Origin of the sequence: Orrella marina, from assembly GCF_003058465.1 — a bacterium.
Lineage (GTDB): Bacteria > Pseudomonadota > Gammaproteobacteria > Burkholderiales > Burkholderiaceae_B > Algicoccus > Algicoccus marinus.
Map to the genome: position 1 here is coordinate 2116305 of NZ_CP028901.1, position 18883 is coordinate 2135187.

General features: G+C 55.8%; 21 protein-coding genes and 1 pseudogene. 14 read left to right on the forward strand and 8 right to left on the reverse strand.

Annotation, left to right across the window (positions count from 1 at the left end; translation table 11 throughout):
• Window positions 1-121 precede the first annotated feature (121 nt).
• The gene (locus tag DBV39_RS09470; RefSeq protein WP_108621325.1) at window positions 122-949 is read left to right on the forward strand and encodes a hypothetical protein; all 828 of its coding nucleotides are present in this window, start codon (window positions 122-124) and stop codon (window positions 947-949) included.
• A gap of 581 nt (window positions 950-1530) precedes the next feature.
• Here DBV39_RS09470 and ltrA read toward each other — a convergent pair.
• The 7 genes and pseudogenes from ltrA to DBV39_RS09505 all read right to left on the reverse strand — a co-directional run bounded on the left by ltrA (window position 1531) and on the right by DBV39_RS09505 (window position 7417).
• Window positions 1531-3033, reverse strand: coding sequence for a group II intron reverse transcriptase/maturase (ltrA, locus tag DBV39_RS09475; protein ID WP_227870572.1), 1503 nt, complete (start codon window positions 3031-3033; stop codon window positions 1531-1533).
• Window positions 3023-3316, reverse strand: a complete 294-nt coding sequence (locus DBV39_RS19715) for a hypothetical protein (RefSeq protein WP_108621326.1) — start codon at window positions 3314-3316, stop codon at window positions 3023-3025. Before DBV39_RS19715 ends, ltrA begins: the two co-directional genes overlap by 11 nt.
• Window positions 3317-3407: 91 nt before the next feature.
• Window positions 3408-4979, reverse strand: a pseudogene (gene tnpC, locus DBV39_RS09485) (IS66 family transposase).
• A gap of 98 nt (window positions 4980-5077) precedes the next feature.
• A complete protein-coding gene (gene tnpB / locus DBV39_RS09490) occupies window positions 5078-5413 on the reverse strand; it encodes an IS66 family insertion sequence element accessory protein TnpB (protein WP_108621327.1) in 336 nt (111 codons plus the stop codon).
• Window positions 5410-5796: a transposase gene (locus DBV39_RS09495; protein ID WP_159078890.1), complete on the reverse strand. Its 387-nt coding sequence runs from the start codon at window positions 5794-5796 to the stop codon at window positions 5410-5412. Before DBV39_RS09495 ends, tnpB begins: the two co-directional genes overlap by 4 nt.
• A gap of 48 nt (window positions 5797-5844) precedes the next feature.
• Window positions 5845-6318 (reverse strand): DUF3560 domain-containing protein, encoded by a 474-nt coding sequence (locus tag DBV39_RS09500; RefSeq protein ID WP_227870573.1) that lies wholly within the window; start codon window positions 6316-6318, stop codon window positions 5845-5847.
• A 565-nt stretch (window positions 6319-6883) separates the two neighbouring features.
• Entirely contained in the window at window positions 6884-7417 is a 534-nt protein-coding gene (locus DBV39_RS09505) for a JAB domain-containing protein (protein WP_108621329.1), read from the reverse strand.
• Window positions 7418-8453: 1036 nt separating this feature from the next.
• On the opposite strand from DBV39_RS09505, the gene ccmA reads away from it, so the two are divergent.
• From ccmA to DBV39_RS09570, 13 genes are all read left to right on the forward strand, one after another.
• Entirely contained in the window at window positions 8454-9068 is a 615-nt protein-coding gene (gene ccmA, locus DBV39_RS09510) for a cytochrome c biogenesis heme-transporting ATPase CcmA (protein ID WP_227870574.1), read from the forward strand.
• Window positions 9065-9748, forward strand: a complete 684-nt coding sequence (gene ccmB, locus DBV39_RS09515; RefSeq protein ID WP_108621330.1) for a heme exporter protein CcmB — start codon at window positions 9065-9067, stop codon at window positions 9746-9748. The genes ccmA and ccmB overlap by 4 nt, the downstream gene beginning before the upstream one ends.
• 6 nt (window positions 9749-9754) lie before the next feature.
• Window positions 9755-10492, forward strand: a complete 738-nt coding sequence (locus DBV39_RS09520; protein ID WP_108621331.1) for a heme ABC transporter permease — start codon at window positions 9755-9757, stop codon at window positions 10490-10492.
• The gene (ccmD, locus tag DBV39_RS09525) at window positions 10489-10683 is read left to right on the forward strand and encodes a heme exporter protein CcmD (protein ID WP_108621332.1); all 195 of its coding nucleotides are present in this window, start codon (window positions 10489-10491) and stop codon (window positions 10681-10683) included. Before DBV39_RS09520 ends, ccmD begins: the two co-directional genes overlap by 4 nt.
• Window positions 10667-11116: a cytochrome c maturation protein CcmE gene (gene ccmE, locus DBV39_RS09530; RefSeq protein ID WP_108621333.1), complete on the forward strand. Its 450-nt coding sequence runs from the start codon at window positions 10667-10669 to the stop codon at window positions 11114-11116. The genes ccmD and ccmE overlap by 17 nt, the downstream gene beginning before the upstream one ends.
• A complete protein-coding gene (locus tag DBV39_RS09535; protein ID WP_108621334.1) occupies window positions 11113-13074 on the forward strand; it encodes a heme lyase CcmF/NrfE family subunit in 1962 nt (653 codons plus the stop codon). Before ccmE ends, DBV39_RS09535 begins: the two co-directional genes overlap by 4 nt.
• A complete protein-coding gene (locus DBV39_RS09540) occupies window positions 13071-13595 on the forward strand; it encodes a DsbE family thiol:disulfide interchange protein (protein WP_108621335.1) in 525 nt (174 codons plus the stop codon). The genes DBV39_RS09535 and DBV39_RS09540 overlap by 4 nt, the downstream gene beginning before the upstream one ends.
• Window positions 13592-14044: a cytochrome c-type biogenesis protein gene (locus tag DBV39_RS09545; RefSeq protein WP_108621336.1), complete on the forward strand. Its 453-nt coding sequence runs from the start codon at window positions 13592-13594 to the stop codon at window positions 14042-14044. The genes DBV39_RS09540 and DBV39_RS09545 overlap by 4 nt, the downstream gene beginning before the upstream one ends.
• Window positions 14044-14922: a c-type cytochrome biogenesis protein CcmI gene (ccmI, locus tag DBV39_RS09550; RefSeq protein WP_108621337.1), complete on the forward strand. Its 879-nt coding sequence runs from the start codon at window positions 14044-14046 to the stop codon at window positions 14920-14922. The genes DBV39_RS09545 and ccmI overlap by 1 nt, the downstream gene beginning before the upstream one ends.
• A complete protein-coding gene (locus DBV39_RS09555) occupies window positions 14919-15533 on the forward strand; it encodes a TlpA family protein disulfide reductase (RefSeq protein WP_227870575.1) in 615 nt (204 codons plus the stop codon). Before ccmI ends, DBV39_RS09555 begins: the two co-directional genes overlap by 4 nt.
• A 46-nt stretch (window positions 15534-15579) precedes the next feature.
• Complete coding sequence (locus DBV39_RS09560; protein ID WP_108621338.1) at window positions 15580-16326, forward strand: cytochrome c biogenesis CcdA family protein; 747 nt, start codon at window positions 15580-15582, stop codon at window positions 16324-16326.
• A 125-nt stretch (window positions 16327-16451) separates the two neighbouring features.
• Window positions 16452-16886, forward strand: a complete 435-nt coding sequence (locus DBV39_RS09565; RefSeq protein ID WP_108621339.1) for a disulfide bond formation protein B — start codon at window positions 16452-16454, stop codon at window positions 16884-16886.
• Entirely contained in the window at window positions 16883-17533 is a 651-nt protein-coding gene (locus DBV39_RS09570; RefSeq protein WP_108621340.1) for a DsbA family protein, read from the forward strand. Before DBV39_RS09565 ends, DBV39_RS09570 begins: the two co-directional genes overlap by 4 nt.
• A 695-nt stretch (window positions 17534-18228) precedes the next feature.
• Here DBV39_RS09570 and DBV39_RS09580 read toward each other — a convergent pair.
• Complete coding sequence (locus DBV39_RS09580) at window positions 18229-18876, reverse strand: cation transporter (protein ID WP_108621342.1); 648 nt, start codon at window positions 18874-18876, stop codon at window positions 18229-18231.
• Window positions 18877-18883: the final 7 nt, after the last annotated feature.

The window sequence follows — 18883 nt, forward strand, 5'->3', positions numbered from 1 at the left end:
GTCTACGTTACATTACACAGAGCCTTACCGCACAAGAGGGGGCAGATCTATTGACCAAAGTACGCGGAGAGCCGATTTCTGTCAGTGACATTCTCAGCGCGAACCTTAAGGGGAACTGGATTTGGAGTTTCAGCCGCATGATGAGCGATGGATACAGCCAGTCCGACCGTTTAACTTTCTAGATGATGATAGCAGGAGGTCATTTCCTGAGGTCTCATACCTGCTCGACAAGAACTCACCAATCAGGATCGCTGAGGGCCGATTTAAAGTCGTTTCCACAATTTTTAGAACATCAACAGACTTAGAAGCTCTCAGCGAGCTTAAGATCCGAGACCTGTGCACGCTTACCGGTTTTGTGTTTGGTTCTGTGTTTGATCCTGAGTTTCAACCTAGCATAGCAGGTGCAGGACTGATAGTTTATGATGATAGCGGGATCTGCTATCGCGTTTTACAAGCTGCTCCCAGGCCGGGATACACAGATTACTTTGAGCCGTATTGCCCACCGCTTGATAGTCCTGATATCCGTCTGTCAGGCAAACCGATCCGCGAACTGATCGAATCAATGAAATTGGCGAAGCCAGCGCCACCGACTATGGGTGGTGTCAGTCCGATCGATGAGTCAGCCAGCCCGATTGCTGAAAATGCGCAGCCGCAGAAAGAAAGCGATGCTTTGAAAGGCCAGTTGAACGCACAAGATGGTGAAGGTCGCCTGGAGGCAAGGCCGCTAGTGGGTTCGGGCTTGGCATTTCGCTATGAAACAGACTTGTTGCAACTGGTGGCGAAAGTACAAGAAAGATACCTAGGGGACAATTTCGACCCAAGCGATCCCGATACAAGGCCACCTCAAGCCCATGTAATTGAGTGGCTTAGAGAAAGTGACCCAACGCTTTCAGAAGCTGATGCGAAGGCAGTAGACCGCATTGCGATGCCGTTTAAGCGTGGTAAGTAGGCGAGGATGGGTACCAACCAGAGCAATAAGGGGGGAGTTGTGTGAGAGCAAAAGAAAGAAGACTTCATCGCTGAAGGAACGCTGCGGACAGACTGCCTGGATGTGTACAGAGAAGAATGAACCTACCAACGAGTCGACAGCAAGACTCGCCAATGGTACGCAAAATTTTGAGGGGCCCGCAGTTGCCCAGATTGCAGTCCCAATCATTTTATCTGGCGGTGAGTTTGGTTATCGCAGGACTGACTGATATTCACCTATGAACTTAACTCATACCTGGTGTGCCGTCGATGGTTCCGAGGTCGGTAATCCTGTGTGCTGAAGTATCTCGGCATACACAAGAGAGCTGTTTAGTCGACTGGAATTCGAATGCTGGATCAGGTTATTCAGACTTTATTTTCGATCCATGCAAATAGCTACTCGGATGCTCTGGCCGTACACTCAATAAAGCCGCTCAAACAAGGCCTCTCGAGCCGGCAGACGACTTGGAAGATGATAACGCGCGCGCCTGGTTGCGGTAGGGACATCGGTTTCCCGATGCCCCCCGCACAGATCCGTACGTGCGGAACTACCGCATACGGCTCCTACCTCGGGTATGACGCATAGAAGCGCTCTTCAGGATAAGGGTGCAATTTGCGCGGGCCAGGGAGGTACCGAGCAACCAGGCGGAGGAACCGATCCCACGGCAGCCGATGACGTTGGCTTCTTCGTTTGAGGGCGTGCCGCCAGGCGCGGCAGACCTCGGAACGGAAGCTACCCAAACGGTACAGGTTTGTGGGAACCGCATAGTAAGCAAAGTAGCCTTGCACAACCGTGCGTAGCCACTTTCCGACAACAGGCACTGGATGGTGCCTGCGACGCATCAGCTCCAGCCTAATGGCCTCAAGCGTCGCTCGCATGCGCTTTTTGACAGTCAAGCGGATCACATTAAATTGCCCGCCTCGACCTACGCCGCAACAGTGCGTGAATCCCAGAAAGTCAAACGTTTCAGGCTTACCAGCCCCGCGCCGCCTCCGATTCGAAGCAGCAAAGCGCCCAAACTCGATCAACCTCGTTTTAGAAGTATTCAAGGTCAGTCCAAATTTGTGCATTCTCGCCTGCATATCCTCGAGGAAGCGCTGAGCATCCTGTTCTTTCTGGAATCCAAACACGCTGTCATCAGCGTAGCGTACGACAATCATCGCGCCACGGGCATGCCGCTGCCGCCATTGCCGAGTCCATAGATCGAGAACGTAATGCAAGTAAATGTTAGCAAGCAACGGTGATATGACAGCCCCCTGAGGGGTGCCCTTGTGTGCCGCCATCCTGCACCCATCCTCAATCACACCCGCTTTGAGCCATTTGCAGATCAAACGTAACAGCCGTTTGTCGGCAATTCGGTGTTTCAGAAACTTGAGCATCCAGTCGTGATCGATCTCGTCGAAGAAAGACTGTATGTCTGCATCCAGTATCCAATTCACATGTCGGCTCTTGATCCCGACTGTGAGAGCATCGAGCGCATCGTGCTGACCCCGTCCCAGTCGAAACCCATACGAGAATCCGAGAAAGTCCTCTTCGTAGATCATGCTCAGTACGGTCGAAACCGCCTGTTGCACAATCTTGTCCTCCAGAGAGGCAATCCCGAGTGGACGTTGCCTTCCATCGGCTTTGGGTATGTAAACCCGCCGTGATGGACGGCAGCGGTATGCACCCGTGTTTACAGCCCGGTGCAACCGATTCAACCGCTCGGTCAGGTCTTGCTCGTAGTCTCGCCACGTCACGCCATCCACGCCCACCGCCGCATCACGGCGAAGAGCGTAAAAGCTCTCTCGCAGCAATTGCGGGGTCACATGATGTAGCAGTGCCGTGAACTGCACGTTCTTATCCTTACGTGCCAACTTGCGTATACCTTCAAGCGCCATCGACGCGTCATAGTCCCGGCTCTGTGTCCGGCACGCGGGGTGCTTGTCGGCATTTCCCTTGGTTACGCCCCTTCCCTCCATCCGCTCCGCAGAGCAGCCCATGGGCCGATCCTTGTTCGCGAGTTTCCTCGGTACTATGGACGTATCCGACTTCTCGTCTGCGTTAATAACAGGGTTATGACTCATGGTCTTTCCTGTTCTGCCAAGTCAAGCCAGGCACAGACGAGACCTCCCAGTTTCCGTGCATGGAACTTCCCAGCGTGCGCAGGGTCTCCGACCGCGCGGGGTCAGGCCATGACAGGCGACATACGCCATAGCCCGTATTGCCTTCTGCTTCGCTTAACAGCATCGGCCCCCCGGAATCCTGATTTCGCGGCTCAATGGCTGGCCCGCTGGTTTCCCCTGTCAACGCTTCGCGCGACACCTCGCGATACCGCACGCATGACTCGGGGTCTGATTGATTCGCCATTTCTTATCAGTATCAAACTTTCATTGACTATTCCATGCCAGCAATACTGGCGCACTAAGCGGGTGGCAAACCCCATATTGAACTCATTTGATCAGGATTGTGCTTGCGGTTTCCAGTTCTGAGGCAATAGCTCCTGGATCCGCTTGTTCGGATGAGTCGGTAGTCGTGTCAGCACATCGATCATATAGGCGTACGGATCAAGGCCATTGAGTTTGGCCGACTGGACCAGACTCATGATCGCGGCGGCACGCTTGCCGGCCCGGGTTGATCCCATAAACATCCAGTTCGATCGGCCAGTTGCAACCGGCCTAATTCTGGTCTCGAGATGGTTGTTATCAATCGGCAGACGACCGTCGTCTACATAGCGTGTGAGCGCATCCCAACGCTTGATGCTGTAGTCCAGTGCGCGTGCGAGTGCCGTACCATGGGTCGCTTTGATGCGTTGCAATGCCAGCCAGGCGCGCATCTTTCGAAGAATGGGTTTGACTTTCTGCTGGCGTATTCGCCACCGATCCTCGGGTGTCATGTCCCGGGCTTCATACTCCACATCATAGAGAAACCCGATCATCACGAGTGCCTGATGGGCGATTTCACTCTTGTTCGCCTCGTACAGATCGTTAAAGCGGCGTCGAGCATGGGCAAGGCAACCAATTTCGATGATCGCTTTATCATCACCGAACAGGTTCTGATACCCGCTGTAGTAATCGCACACCAGGCGACCCTTCCAGTCTTTGAGAAATGTCTTCGCGTTCTCGCCAGAGCGATTCTCCGAGAACTCGTAAATCACCGCCTGCATGGGCTCGAAGCGACCACTGGCGTAGGCTCACATATAGGCTTTGTGAGCCTTGCCCAAACCGGGTTTGAGCAACTTCACCGGTGTCTCATCGGCGTGTAGCACATCCTGGGCCAGAACCGCCTGCCTGAGCGCATCGACCAGCGGTTGCAGTCGCACACCGCAAATCCCCACCCACTCGGACAGTGTCGAGCGAGGGATCGCCAGACCCGCTCGGCCGTAGATCTGCTCCAGGCGATACAGCGGCAGATGATCCGCAAACTTGGAGATCAGCAGATGCGCCAGCAGTGAAGGCGTGGCATAGCCTTTGTCGATGACCTGCGCCGGAACGGGCTCCTGGGTGATTGACTCGCAATGGGCACAGGCCCATTTGCCACGAATGTGACGTTCCACTGTGAACACACCCGGCGAGTAGTGCAGCTTCTCGCTGACGTCCTGGCCGATGCGCTTCAAGGCGCAGCCACAGCCGCACATTGCATTCTCAGGCTCATGAAAGATGTCGGTGCGCGGCAGCTCCGGCGGCAAGGGGTTGCGTTTGGGTTGCGAGCGCATCTTGTCCGAGTCCTTGTCCTCTGGCTTGACCAGCTCCTCGAGCTCGGTCTGCATGGCCGCCAGATCGGCATCGAGCGTTTCTTCAAACAGCGAACCTTGCACACCCTTGAGTTGCTCGCTGCGCTTGTCAAAGCGCCAACGTCGGTGCAAGGCAATCTCGTGTGTGAGCTGTGCGATCTTGAGCTCTTTGTCCTTGATCTCGCGCTCACGCTCGTCAAGTGTCTTGCTTTGCGCGCCCACTGTCTGCAGAAGCTGACGCGCCAGGCTTCGCAAAGCCTGGGCATCCATGTTCTCGAGAGCGGTCGTGTCGATGATCATGAAAGGCAGTATGACATGCTCTCAAGTCGACCGGAATTGGAGCATTTACCAATTGATTTATATAGAGAAATTGGATCAGAATGTGACCCGTAATCTCCTCATGCAGCGGCCACCATCGTCCGTCTTGAAACCCGTTGCCAGGGCAGCCCAAGCACCAGCGCTTCGAACTGACTTTCGGTCATTTCCAGCCGAGTTCCCGACCCATTTGTCTGCCAGCGAAAGGCCCCTTCATAGAGCTGACGGGTCATCAGCCACAGCCCGAACTCGTCACTGACGAGCACCTTGATCCGCGTGCCGCGTCGATTGGTAAAAAGGTAAGCGTGGTTGGCCTGGGCAGAACCGAACACGGACACCACCTTGCCCAGCATGGTCTGCATGCCTGCACGCATGTCAATCGGTTCGGTCGCAAGCCAGTACTGTTCGATTGGAATCATTGCAGCCACTCCCGCAGAAAGCGTGCACACTGATCCGCGGCGCTCATGGGCCACTCCACACAGATATCACGATCGCCGCGCGAGCAGGTGATGCGGAAATGTTCTGATGCGCCGGATCGGGCAGGCGAACTTGCAGGGCGCCGCTCTGGCGCGGGTGCCCAGGCGACAAACTTCGGTTCATCAGGTTGCGGGTGCCGACGGTGTCCGAGTAACCATCGACCCACCAGATCCCGTCGCAGTCCATAGCGCTGAGCCACGTCTCGCGTGGTCGCACCCGGCGCCAGGCAGGCCTGGATGACTTCGGACTTGAACTGAGCACTGTATCGACGTCGGGAACGCGGGACGGCTGCCTTGTGTGGGGTGGATTCTGGGGTGTCAATCATTTGCATGTCCTCGAAAGAAAATCATGCGGACATGATCGTCAATCCGGATCACACGCTCAAGATGGGGTTCGGCAGTCGCTTACTTTCTTCCGAGTACCCAAGCTCAACCAAAGCACGCCGTTGGCCCTCTGAATCTCCCTTATGCTTACGGATCATCTGGTTGATCTTCTTCATATGCTCCTGATGCGCTGTGAGTTGCTCTACCTGGCGCATGAGTTTTGCTATTGCATCCGGGTCATCGCTGGATACTCCCCCATCGCCTACAGCAGCCGCCTTCTTCACATAATGGTCAGCCTTCTTTTGCAGATCAAAGGCTTTGCCGTACGTGTTATGGATCCGCTGCCGGTAATTGCGGTCTCGGCCTTCGCTATGGTGGCCAACTAGGATCGGCTGTCCGAACGGAATCGCTTCACCCATTTGCTTTGCGCGGTCATAGGTGGTTGCCGCCTGTGCCTCGGCCTGCACTGCCCTGGCCTCTAGCCTGGCCTTACGATCTGCCTGCTTTGCTTCGTAGTGGTTCATGTCGCTTTCCTTCAAAAAGTGCGCAGTGGCGCGGTTGTGATGTCATTGCTGACCGGGCCTGAAGATTCTTGAGCCCGTTTGTAGGTTTTTGCTGCCTGGTTGTGTGTTGGTTCCATCGCGTTTTGCCGCCAGTCCTGTGAGTTCCATCGCCCTTGCCGTGCTGAATCAGGCAGTGACTAGCGGAAAGGGGGAAGATTTGTAAAAGTCGCGTAGCGGGTTTTATGAACACCCCCTTGAAGCGCCGGAACGTAGTGATACAGTCGGCGTTTTAGGGCGATGGAACCCTCAGGACCAGGCTTGCGGTGTCACCACACACAACCCGGCAGCAGCCCGCGCGGTGAGCGCCACCATCACCGAGGCGGTGATCTAAATTGAAGGCAGTTACGCAGCTGTATCCAGCTTGCGCCAGCAAGCCGCTACGCCCATCCCGGTACACAGGGATGGGCTGCTTTTGTTGAGAAGGAAGAAAGAGGAAAACTACTTGGGCGACAGCACAAGTCCAATCTGCGCCGCAGCACGCGGCGTCTACCTGTACAGGCGGGCTCACACCCGCCCTGCTCCAGGCTTACACCTGACCTCGTTCCGCTAACGAAGTGGTGTTCTGCCCGGTCACGATGATGTGATCCAACAAACGAACATCAACCAGCGCCAAAGCATGTTTTAAGTGCCGCGTCAGTGCCAGATCGGCCTCGCTGGGCTCAGGTATGCCGCTCGGGTGGTTATGCGACATGATGATTGCAGCCGCATCCAGGCGAAGCGCCGTTTTCACGATCTCACGAGGGTATACGCTGGCCTGCGTCAACGTTCCGTGACTCATTTCCATGTAACGGATCACCTTAAACTGGCTGTTCAGATACAGCACAGCGGCAACTTCATGCCCCATGCCCGACAATTTGGCCTGAAAATACCGTTTGACGGCATTAGGGTTCCCCATGTCAGCCCGATCACCGATCAAGCTTTCGGCTGCAATCCGCGCGGCAGCCAGCACGTGCGAATCGGTCGCGGCATGATATCGGCCTGACGGGCTACGCACATAAAGCGTCTGCCCTGCGTTCATGTTATCATAGCCCAAAGCCGCATTGAGGTTAACGTGTTCCATTTTCCTGTTCCTTCAAAAGCCGGTTGGTTTTCCTGCTGACCGGGGCCGAAGATTCCGAGCCTGATCGTAGGTTTTCGGCGTTCGCAGTAATACGGTTCCTGCGGGGTTGCCGCCGTTGCCGTGAGTTCGTCGCCTTGCCGTGCTGAACTGCTGGCCGGGGCTGATGAACAGGACCGTGGAATATATGGAGGGGACCCGCCTTGCGGGGAGGAAGCCGTTTATGCCGCGAAAGCCAGGGCAGCGGAAACGGATGGCGGTACAGTCGGCGTTTTGGGCGGCGCACTCATGGCGACGGGAATGACGGCCCGATATGCACTAATTGCAAATGCTGGCCCGCGCGGCGAGCGCAATCATCGCCCAATGGGCGATCTAATCGAAATTGGTTTTAATGGCTAGGTCCGTTAGCATGAACACGAAAGCTTTGGTCCCATAGCCGTTTGCGAGACCTATGCCAACCCGGTACAATATCGAGCGTGTTGAATAGACTTATCCTCATCGTGATGCTTGCTCTTGTCCCGCTCCAGGCGTCCTGGGCGGTTGTGAGCATGTATTGTGGGCCAGAACAGGTGGGCTGCATTGACCCCTGTTATCCCACCAATCCGGAGCAACAAGTCTATTCAACCGATGTGGCGAAGCAATCAGCCCCAACATCCGGCATGCTGGATCACTATGAGCATTCATGCCATGCTTCTCCTGCGTTCCTCATTTCCTCTTCACACGAAACTCCTCCCCCGCACGTTTCCAACTTGGCTGCCCCGTTTCCAGAGGCAACGCTAAGTTTGGGTATGCTCGCAGAGCGGCCCGATCGGCCCCAGTGGCTTTCTCTTGCCTAAGCTGGCACGCCGCTAACTCAACTCATTTGCTTGATTGATCCCGCGTTCGGGGCGTGAAAGCGCACGCAGTTCACTGTGCGCGCCCTCTTCCAGCCATCTCAAAATCGCCTAGCGCCAAATGTACTGGACTACCGGTCTTCTAGCGCCAGGCCTTCACCGACGTTGCCCAACATTTAAAGCTATTGCTGGAGCTGGGACCGATAGTGCTTGAAGCCATCAATCTCGACTGCGTGCGCGGAAAACGCCGCTTATTTCATAGCCTGAGCTTTGAGCTCGAAGCTGGCGCGAGCCTGTTCGTGCGAGGTCAGAACGGAAGCGGAAAAACAAGCCTGCTGCGTATATTGGCAGGACTCACCCCGCCTAGTGCTGGAACTGTCCGCTGGAAGGGTAATTCCCTTCAAAAGCAGACAGATGAGTGGCGACGTGACCTCTGTTATTACGGACACCTCCTGGGCCTCAAAGATGACCTGACGGCAGCGGAGAATTTGGTTTACGCAACGGCGCTGGCTAACAAACCTATTAGCCATGCAGCGGTGCTGGAGGCCTTACATCAGAGTGGTTTGCAAGGTAGAGAACATCTGCCGGTGCGGACGCTGTCGCAAGGTCAGAAGCGTCGCGCAAGTCTGGCGAGACTGCTGTTACATCGGCGGCCTCTTTGGATACTCGATGAGCCTTTGACGGCACTGGACGACGAAGCTACCCAATGGGTACTCCGAATGATTTCGGATCACCTCAGAGACGGCGGCATCGTGGTTTGGACCAGTCACCTGGACATGCCCTTGTCCGGCGCCACGCGTACCTTACGGATAAACCTATGACCGACACATTCGGGTTGACTGCGCTTTCTGCAGTGATACGTCGGGACGTGCGCCTTGCCATGCGCCGTAAGGCCGATGCCTTAACGCCGCTTTTTTTCTTCGCCATCGTAGTGAGCTTGTTTCCCTTAGGCATCGGGCCAGAGCGCGACACGCTGCGCCAAATCGCCCCGGGGGTTCTGTGGGTCGCGGCGTTATTGGCAAGCATGCTTTCACTTAATCGCCTGTTCGAACAGGACTACGCCGATGGCACGCTAGAACAACTCGTACTCGCGGCGGCGCCACTTGGCCTTCTAGCGGTCGGTAAAGTGACTGCACACTGGTTGCTCTCTGGACTGCCCCTGGTGCTACTCGCGCCGCTATTGGCGTTGCAGTTCGATCTGCCGCTCACGTCGTTACTCACTTTGGCGGCGTCTCTGGCGATCGGTACCCCGGTACTCAGTCTAATCGGTGCGATTGGAGCAAGCCTAACTGTCGGCTTGCGCGGCGGCGGCGTCCTCGTGGCGCTATTAGTCCTACCGCTTTATGTGCCCGTGCTTATCTTCGGCGCGGGCGCAGTGGCCTCGGTGGCGGCGGGGTTGGGTGGCGAGTCGCATCTCTCATTATTGGCAGCGGGCCTGGTGCTCGCCGGTTTTTTTGCGCCGTGGGCCACTACCGTGGCACTGCGGATCGCGTTGGAATAGGCAGAAATGATCAACTGGTTTAAGTATTCAACGCCAAGGACGTTTTATCCTCTCGCGGGAAGTATGGTTCCGTGGTTCACGGTGGGAGCCGTACTGACGGCAATCGCAGGGCTTTATGTGGGGTTCTTCTTGGCTCCTACCGATGCCCAACAAGGCGAAGGCTACCGAATAATTTTTGTGCATGTGCCAGTTTCATGGATGTCCATGTTCATCTACGTGGTCATGGCGTTCTGGGCTGCCGTGGGTCTCGCGTTCAATAGTCGGCTCTCGGCCATGATGGCCAGCGCACTGGCGCCGACTGGCGCAATGTTCACCTTTCTGTCGCTTTGGACTGGCGCCCTATGGGGTAAGCCGATGTGGGGGACGTGGTGGGTATGGGATGCCCGATTGACCTCTGAACTGATTTTGCTGTTTCTATACATCGCATTCATGGCGCTGCAGTCGTCTATTGATGATCCTCGGCGCGCCGATAAAGCAGGCGCCGTGCTTGCGCTTGTCGGTGTCGTGAATATTCCCATTATTTATTTTTCGGTTCAATGGTGGAACACCCTGCACCAAGGTGCATCGGTATCACTGACCCGAGCTCCTTCCATGGCCACGATCATGCTGGTCGGAATGCTGCTTATGGCTTTGGCTGCCTGGATGTACACAGTGGCTGTCGCCCTGATGCGCGTGCGCTGCATCATTTTGGAGCGTGAAGGGCATGCCGAATGGGTTGGGCAACTGAACGAGGTGAAACGATGACCTGGAATAGTGTCGCTGAGTTTTTCGCAATGGGCGGCTATGCGCAATACGTATGGGGTTCGGTCGGCGTCAGTGCTATCGCGCTGGCTGTGGAATTGTTCCTGCTTCGACAACGCCGACAAGGCGCTTTGTTGCAATCAAAACATGAATTAACTTTGGAAAGGAAAGGCCTCAATGAAAGCTCGACATAAAAGGATGGCACTCATTGGCGGTGGCTTGGCCGCGCTAGGGATCGCCAGTGCATTGGTGCTTAACGCTTTCCAAGACAATCTGGTGTTTTTCTTTACGCCCACACAAGTCAGTGCTGGAGAGGCGCCCGAGAATCGCACCTTTCGCATTGGTGGCATGGTCCAAACCGCCAGCGTGCAACGCGATGGCCTGACGGTCCGGTTTGTTGTTACAGACTCGGCCAAGACCATACCAGTTCGCTATACCGGGATACTGCCTGACCTGTTTAGCGAAGGTAAGGGTGTGGTGGCCCAAGGCAAGCTGGAGAGCAACGGTTGGTTTCGTGCCGACGAAGTTCTGGCCAAGCACGATGAAAACTATATGCCGCCCGAAGCCCAACATGCCTTGGATCAGGCAGCGATGAACACCGAATCTGCGAGGCCGGAACAAAAATGATCGCTGAATTTGGCCACTTTTCTCTTATCCTGACGCTGCTCGTCGCGCTTGCTCAAGGCGCTTTGACCCTGCCGGGCGCGGCGCGCGGTAACGCAGCATGGATCGCTTTGGCGCGACCCGCCGCAGGTACGCAGTTCTTCTTGACCGTTATTGCGTTCTTAAGTCTGACGTGGGCCTTTATCACCAAGGACTTTTCGGTTGCTTATGTTGCGCAAAACGCCAATTCGCAATTACCCCTAGTTTACCGTATCGCCGCGGTGTGGGGTGGACATGAAGGGTCGCTTCTGCTATGGCTGCTCATGCAAACGGGTTGGGCATATGCCGTCAGTATGTTTTCTCGACAATTACCCGACGCAATGGTGGCGCGTGTGCTCGGCGTTCTGGGTTTGGTTACAGCCGGCTTCTTGCTCTTTGTCTTGCTCACATCAAACCCTTTTGAGCGTCTTTCGCCCGCTCCGATGGAAGGACTCGATTTGAATCCATTGCTGCAGGACGTCGGGCTGATTTTTCACCCTCCGCTGCTGTACATGGGCTATGTCGGGTTTTCGGTGGTATTTGCCTTCGCAATTGCTGCCCTTCTTGCCGGCCAGTTGGATGCGACCTGGGCGCGGTGGTCCAGGCCTTGGGCTACGGCTGCGTGGCTCTTCCTTACCCTTGGCATAGCATTGGGTAGCTGGTGGGCCTATTACGAGCTGGGCTGGGGTGGCTGGTGGTTTTGGGATCCGGTGGAAAACTCGTCGTTTATTCCCTGGCTGGTGGGCACCGCCCTCATTCACTCATTAGCCGTCACCGAAAAGCGCAACAGCTTCAAAAGCTGGACGGTGCTGCTTGCCATTAGTACCTTCTCGCTCTCATTGCTCGGTGCATTTCTCGTTCGCTCGGGCGTGCTGACCTCCGTACATGCCTTTGCCACGGATCCACGTAGAGGCGTATTCATCTTGCTGCTGTTTACGGTGGTAGTGGGAACCTCGTTATTCCTGTATGCGCTGCGGGCGCCTAAAATCGGATTAGGCGGTCGGTTCGATCTCATCTCTCGCGAATCCCTCTTGCTTACCAATAATGTCTTGATGGCGGTAGCCGCCGGATCCGTGATCCTGGGCACCTTGTATCCATTATTTATCGATGCGCTGGGGTTGGGCAAGCTGTCTGTGGGGCCCCCCTACTTTAACGCCGTCTTTGTGCCGCTTATGGTGCCTGCCTTGTTGCTCATGGCCGTGGGTCCGGTTGCTAACTGGAAGTCGGCCAAACTGCCGGCCATGATGAAACGATTGTATGTGCCAGCAGTCTTGGCTGTTGCCACTGGTATTGGCGTGCCGTTTGTCCTAGGACGCTGGTCGTTAATGGTAGCTTTAGGCGTAGCGCTGGCTACGTGGATCGCTACTGCCGTAATCCTGGGTATCTATGAGCGCATGCGGGCCACCCGTAGCGGTTTACTCGCACAGCCACGCAGTTGGCTTGGTATGCATGTGGCCCATCTCGGAATTGCCGTGTTCGTTGTCGGCGTAACCCTCGTGATGGGCTACGAGACCGAACAAGATGTGAGCATGGCGCCCGGTCAAACCGCGAGCGCGGGTGGTTACGAATTGAAATTCCTTGGGGTGCGAAAGGCTCGCGGGCCGAACTATGTCGCCGAAGTGGGCGACATCGAGATGTCGCGCGATGGGAAGGCCTTACGCCTGCTGCATCCCGAGAAGCGGACCTATGCATCGTCCGCTATGCCGATGACCGAAGCGGCGATCGATGCCAATGGCCTTCGCCATGTGTACGTGGCGTTGGGCGAACCGCTCGCCGACGGCGCTTGGAGCATTCGTGTCTATTACAAGCCTTTCGTCGACTGGATCTGGGGGGGCTGTATTTTGATGGCGCTAGGGGGACTGCTAGCCATTAGCGATAGGCGCTACCGCCTGAAGCGAAAGCAGCATAGCGCCTCTACGGCATTGAAAGGGGCAACATCGTGAATCGTTTCTTTTGGCCCTTGGCCGGCTTTATCGTGTTGGTGGGTTTTCTTGCGATAGGTCTCACATTAAAACCGAGCGAACTGCCGTCACCATTGATCAGTAAGCCAGCACCAAGCTTTTCCCTGCCCCACTTAGCGGCGCCCGAGAAGGCCTTTACGCCAGAAGAGATGAAGGGCCAGGTGTGGCTATTAAACGTATGGGCGTCATGGTGCGTTGCATGCCTTGATGAGCATCCTGTCATCACGGAACTGGCTAAATCGGGCATCGTGCCCATCGTAGGGCTCAATTACAAGGATGTGCGAAACGAAGCACTCGCGTGGCTCGCACGGAACGGCGATGCTTATACGCTGTCAGTTTCCGATACGCAGGGGCGCGTGGGCATCGACTACGGCGTCTATGGCGTGCCTGAAACATTTGTGATCGATAAGCAAGGCGTTATTCGCTACAAACACATAGGGCCAGTGACGCAAAGCGCTGTGCGCGACACACTCTTGCCACTGATAAGGGAGTTGCAGCAATGAAATATTGGTGGCTGGCGGTGTTTTGCCTACTAAATGCAATGCCCTCTTTGGCGACGAGCGCCGAGCTTGAGAAACGTATGCTGGGCATCGCAGCGGAGCTGCGCTGCCTAGTATGCCAGAACGAATCCATTGCGGCGTCACGGGCCGATCTGGCGGTCGATTTACGTCAGCAAATCCGAGAGCAGATCCAGGCCGGCCAGACTGACGACGAGATCCGAACCTATATGGTCGAACGGTACGGTGATTTCGTGCTCTATCGCCCGCCGTTCAAAGCCACCACTTTCTTGCTCTGGTTCGGACCGATGCTGCTCTTTTTCTTTGGCCTCACGATACTAATGGTGTCGCTGCGTCGACGCAAGGCTCGAATTGTCAACTCGTCGTTGAGCGACGAAGACCGCAGACGAGCTAACGCGTTGTTGGCTCAAGCTGCCGACACTGGGAAACGCTGATGAATATAATTTTTATTGTACTTGCCGCGCTGCTGGTTTCAGCAGTCGCGCTGCGCCTCGGGCTCGTGCTATGGCGGGGGCCACGCACAGACGGGGGTGTAGAGCACCACGTGGTTAATGCGTCTGTACTGCGTGACCAATTCGCTGAACTGGACCGTGACCGCAGGAGCGGCACCTTATCCGAGCAAGACCACGCAGAAGCTGTTCAAGACCTACAACGCCGCGTCCTCGAGGAGGCAAAGCCGCCAACAACGATCGTCAGCCGCCGGCCAAGCAGCAAGTATGCAGCGCTAGGGCTGGCCATCGTACTCCCCTTAGCATCCACGTTGATTTACCTTCGTTTGGGAAATCCTGCGGCAATTAGCCCAGTACCCGTGCAAAGCGTCCCAAACGTCACGCAGGCCGATGTGCAAGCCATGGTAGATTCGCTCGCTGCCCGCCTTGCGCTCAACCCCGATGATCCGGCAGGCTGGCTGATGCTGGCGCGTTCGTATCGCTATTTCGACAGGTATGAAGACGCCGCTAATGCTTTTGCGAAAGCGGGCGGCGCGATCAAGTCAGACCCACTCGCTTTGACCGAATATGCCGAGGCACTTGTACGAAGCAGCTCGAATGGATTCGTGGGCGAGCCTACCGCGCTACTTGGGCGAGCGCTCGCTCTTAATCCTAAAGAACCCTTTGCTCTGACCCTGGCGGGGGCTGCAGCGCTCGAACGCCGCGATTACGATCAGGCAATCAATTATTGGCAACAGTTGCGCGAACTGCTTCCCCCTGATTCAGACGCCGCGCGCGCTGTCAACGACAGCATCGAGCGCGCGCGCGGGCAGCGGGATCAAAACACACCTTCCGATAAGTTAGGGATTGAGCAACCATCATGAAGAGCCCATTTAAGATATTCGCCTGGTCGGCGCTAGCCCTTATCGCCGTCATTGCCATCGCGACCGCTTTGTATTTTTATCAACGTGGCAATGCGTCGAAGAATCCCCTCGCCGGCATGCTCAATGTTGCAGTTGATATTGGGGACCAACGCTTTATGCGCTGGCATACGCCGCGCGACCTGCCCGCCTTCACTTTTCAGGACGAAGCCGGCAAGGAGATGAGCCTGACGGACTTCCGTGGAAAGGTCGTGTTGCTCAACATTTGGGCCACCTGGTGTCCACCTTGCCGAGAAGAAATGCCCTCGCTTGATCGGTTGAACGACAAACGTGGCGGCGAGAACTTTGAAGTGGTGGCCTTGTCGATTGATCGTGACACCGCCTTGGTCAAGCCGTTCTATGAAGAGTTCGGGATACAGGCTTTGCGCGGCTACTTCGATCCGTCGGCACAGATTCCAAATGCGCTTCGCGCCCCAGGCGTTCCAACGACTCTGCTGATTGATCGGGACGGACGTGAAATTGGTCGCGCAATGGGGCCTGCCGCTTGGGATAGTACTCAAGTAGAAGCCTTGATCGATGCCGCATTGGCGCGCTCGCCGGGTGAAGGCCAATGACAATGGGAAGCTTCAATGTTAAGAAACAACCGTTTGAGGCTATGCGATGCTTGAGTTGAGTACCGTTGGATTGCTAACAGCGTTTGTCGCCGGCATCGCGTCATTCTTGTCGCCGTGTGTGTTACCGCTCGTACCAGGCTATCTCTCTTTTGTTGCGGGTGGCGCGGTTGCGCCAACGGCATCCCCAATGGAGGTGCGCCTTAGGCGCTGGAGAACCCTTGGACTAAGCGCATGCTTTGTGCTGGGATTTTCGTCGGTGTTTCTGATTCTGGGCGCCAGCATTACGGCAATCGGACGCCTGTTCTTAAGCTATCGCTACGAACTCAATATTGCGGCAGGCGTCATTATCGCGCTTGCGGGCCTCATGATCATGGGCGTCGTTCGTACGCCGCTATGGGCTCAACGCTACTATCGCTTCGAGTCCAGCGTGAAGGGTGGTAACCCTTGGTCGGCAACATTGCTTGGCGTGGCCTTTGGTTTTGGTTGGACGCCATGCATTGGACCGGTGCTTGGCAGCATCCTTGTGCTGAGCGCCACCTCTGAGAGTGTTGGGCATGGAACAGTGCTGTTAGGTGTGTATGCCTTGGGGCTGGGGGTACCGTTCCTCCTTTCCGCATTCTTCATGACGCCTTTTATGCACCGTCTGAGCGCTTTGCGCCGTACGGGTCGTTACCTGCAGCTCGTAACCGGTGCGATCCTCGTCTTGATGGGTATCGCCGTAGCGAGCGGGCAATTGGTGCGTTTTGCGATTTGGTTGCTAAGGACATTCCCGGCCCTTGGCAGTATAGGTTAACGGACACAGGCCATGTGATCCAAGCCGATGCCGACGCTATATGGTCGCGAGCGCCATGGCGCTCGCCTCGTCCATTATGAGGTCGGCCTATTTTTTTGGAGTCGTCCATTGAGGACTGAAGTTTTATGACTATCGCAACGCATCTTTCTGAACCACGTTGGTATCGCCTCTTTGCTGCATGGATTATTGCACTTGTCGCAACGCTGGGGGCCTTATTTCTCAGTGAAATCATGGGCCTGGACCCTTGCGAGCTTTGTTGGTACCAGCGCATTTTCATGTTTCCGCTCGTTTTCGTTCTAGCAGTTGGCCTGGCCACTTCGGACACACAAGTCTTCAGGTATGCATTGCCGCTCGTCGCCGCTGGATGGCTTGTCGCCGCGTACCATAATCTTTTGTATGTCGGTGTTATTCCGGAAGCGCTCCAGCCCTGTGGCGCAGGCCCTTCCTGTGCGAAAGCCGATCTGAACCTGTTCGGTTTTATTTCGATTCCCCTCCTGTCGTTAGTCGCATTCACCACGCTCGCTGTTCTTCTTATCGTAAAAAAAGGTCCTCAAAAGTGAAAAAACGAACTCTTCTTACTCTTACCAGCATCGTCGCGGTCATGGCTTTTGCCCTGAGCGCTTTCGTATATGAACAGAGCCAGCTTCGCAAGAATAAGACGGCAGACACCCCGGCGAGCGAGCTCGTTCGAATGCATTCGCCTGTTTTCGGCGCGGCGAGCGCCAAGGTCACGATCGTTGAATTTTTCGATCCATCCTGCGAAACATGCCGGGCTTTCTACCCCGGCGTCAAAGATCTCGTCAACGCCCATGATGGAAAAGTCAAACTCGTCATTCGCTATGCCCCTTTTCACGAGGGCTCCGAGGACATGATTAAGATTCTTGAGGCGTCCAGAATGCAAGATAAGTATTGGCCGACTTTGGAAACGGTCCTACGTATGCAGCCCCAATGGGCCTCGCATGACAATCCACAGCCAGATCTAATTTGGGGCTTTCTCGAGGAAAGCGGTTTGGACGTTGAAAAGGCGCGTAAAGACGCGGGTAAGGAAACCGTTGCGACCGTTATTGAACAAGACAAGACAGATCTTCGTACCTTGAATATAAAGCAGACGCCCGCCTTTTTTGTCAATGGCCAGCCTTTGCCTAAATTTGGCTATGAGCAGCTTAAGGCGTTAGTTGAGCAAGAGGTCAAGGCGGCCTATCCCTAAAGCCCGCGCTTTCCATCCCACACCCCAGAACGGAATAACGGCTGACGTATTGATCAGATTGACGTTAGACGAGCATATCCATGAGGCGGAGGGGCGTGTCAAAGAATTGATGCAGTTCAAGAGGCATCTGATTCAAGTTGGAGTGTGGCGTGGTGGGTGGAAATCGCATGGCGAGAATCGACACAGAATCGCGCTAGAATTCTTGAACTATGTCTTGCGGTGCCGTAGCGCCGCTGCGGAGTGATAAATGATCAGTTTGGCCAGTGGCATTATACTGGTTGTCGCATTTGCGATAGCCTTTGCTATTTCCCGGCTTGTTGTAAAGCGCCGTGCGGCAAGCGCAGCTACACAGGAGCGATTGCGTGGTGAGCAGCTTCGACAAAACTCGCTGCCGCCTGTGCTATCGAAGAATAAAAGTAAAAGGCGGCGCCAAGAGCGTGCGCAACGCTGATGTCTGTTTTTGAGAGCGCCCCTTGTCAAGGCTTCTGTAGTGGTTTAGTGGCGTCATTTGTTGCAGGGCATAACAGGTGCATAAGGGTAAAGGAAAGTGTCCGTAGTTCGACGTTGTTGAGCGAACCAGCGCCACAATAATCATTGTCGAACCTATCGGCTCGTCGGCGAGGTAGAAGGGCAGAGCGACTTCAACCAACAACGCCTACGGCACGCGCCGTCATAAATGGGCCGCAGATAGGCGATTATCGTTGCTTTTCGGGTGCGGCAGGTGCCCCTTCGCGGCGCGCCTGGCGTGCTTGCTCTAGGATCTCCCATCCGCCCTTAAGCGCGATGCCGGCCACCACCAGCCCGATCAGCAAGTCCGGCAGTGGCGATTTGAAGAAAATGATCGCGACCCCAGAAACGGCAATGCCGGCATTAGCGATCATGTCGTTGGTGGTGAAAATCCACGAGGCATGCAGATTAACCGCCTCTTTCCGATGCGCCCGCAATAGGCGCAGGCAGACCAGATTGGCGGCTGCGTTTGCGATCGCCGCGACGATCATCACCATGCCGACCGGCTCTCCGCCCGCCGCAAAACGCCGCAGGACTTCGACGAGCAGCCCCACGGCAAGCGCGATCAAGAAAAATCCGGACAAGCGCGCGGCTCGCGCCTTGGCGACAACAGAGTGACCGACGGCGTACAGGCTCACCGCATACACCAAGCCGTCGGCAAGATTGTCCAGGGCCGCGCCCATCAGACCAGTGGAGTCGGCAGCCACGCCGACGACGCCAATTACCAACGCTTGCGCCAGATTGATGGCAAGTACCCAAACCAGCGTGCGCCGCTGGGTAGCATCGCGCACATCAAGTTCGCTCTCGCCGCCATCGGCGTCGCATTCATTGCTCATGCCCAAC

Excerpts from the sequence above, each read along its gene's own strand:
- ltrA (WP_227870572.1), bottom strand. The coding sequence starts at position 3,033 with ATGAGTCATAACCCTGTTATTAACGCAGACGAGAAGTCGGATACGTCC.
- DBV39_RS19715 (WP_108621326.1), bottom strand. The coding sequence starts at position 3,316 with ATGGCGAATCAATCAGACCCCGAGTCATGCGTGCGGTATCGCGAGGTG.
- tnpB (WP_108621327.1), bottom strand. The coding sequence starts at position 5,413 with ATGATTCCAATCGAACAGTACTGGCTTGCGACCGAACCGATTGACATG.
- DBV39_RS09495 (WP_159078890.1), bottom strand. The coding sequence starts at position 5,796 with ATGATTGACACCCCAGAATCCACCCCACACAAGGCAGCCGTCCCGCGT.
- DBV39_RS09500 (WP_227870573.1), bottom strand. The coding sequence starts at position 6,318 with ATGAACCACTACGAAGCAAAGCAGGCAGATCGTAAGGCCAGGCTAGAG.
- DBV39_RS09505 (WP_108621329.1), bottom strand. The coding sequence starts at position 7,417 with ATGGAACACGTTAACCTCAATGCGGCTTTGGGCTATGATAACATGAAC.
- ccmB (WP_108621330.1), top strand. The coding sequence starts at position 9,065 with ATGACCGACACATTCGGGTTGACTGCGCTTTCTGCAGTGATACGTCGG.
- DBV39_RS09520 (WP_108621331.1), top strand. The coding sequence starts at position 9,755 with ATGATCAACTGGTTTAAGTATTCAACGCCAAGGACGTTTTATCCTCTC.
- ccmD (WP_108621332.1), top strand. The coding sequence starts at position 10,489 with ATGACCTGGAATAGTGTCGCTGAGTTTTTCGCAATGGGCGGCTATGCG.
- ccmE (WP_108621333.1), top strand. The coding sequence starts at position 10,667 with ATGAAAGCTCGACATAAAAGGATGGCACTCATTGGCGGTGGCTTGGCC.
- DBV39_RS09535 (WP_108621334.1), top strand. The coding sequence starts at position 11,113 with ATGATCGCTGAATTTGGCCACTTTTCTCTTATCCTGACGCTGCTCGTC.
- DBV39_RS09545 (WP_108621336.1), top strand. The coding sequence starts at position 13,592 with ATGAAATATTGGTGGCTGGCGGTGTTTTGCCTACTAAATGCAATGCCC.
- ccmI (WP_108621337.1), top strand. The coding sequence starts at position 14,044 with ATGAATATAATTTTTATTGTACTTGCCGCGCTGCTGGTTTCAGCAGTC.
- DBV39_RS09555 (WP_227870575.1), top strand. The coding sequence starts at position 14,919 with ATGAAGAGCCCATTTAAGATATTCGCCTGGTCGGCGCTAGCCCTTATC.
- DBV39_RS09560 (WP_108621338.1), top strand. The coding sequence starts at position 15,580 with ATGCTTGAGTTGAGTACCGTTGGATTGCTAACAGCGTTTGTCGCCGGC.
- DBV39_RS09565 (WP_108621339.1), top strand. The coding sequence starts at position 16,452 with ATGACTATCGCAACGCATCTTTCTGAACCACGTTGGTATCGCCTCTTT.
- DBV39_RS09580 (WP_108621342.1), bottom strand. The coding sequence starts at position 18,876 with ATGAGCAATGAATGCGACGCCGATGGCGGCGAGAGCGAACTTGATGTG.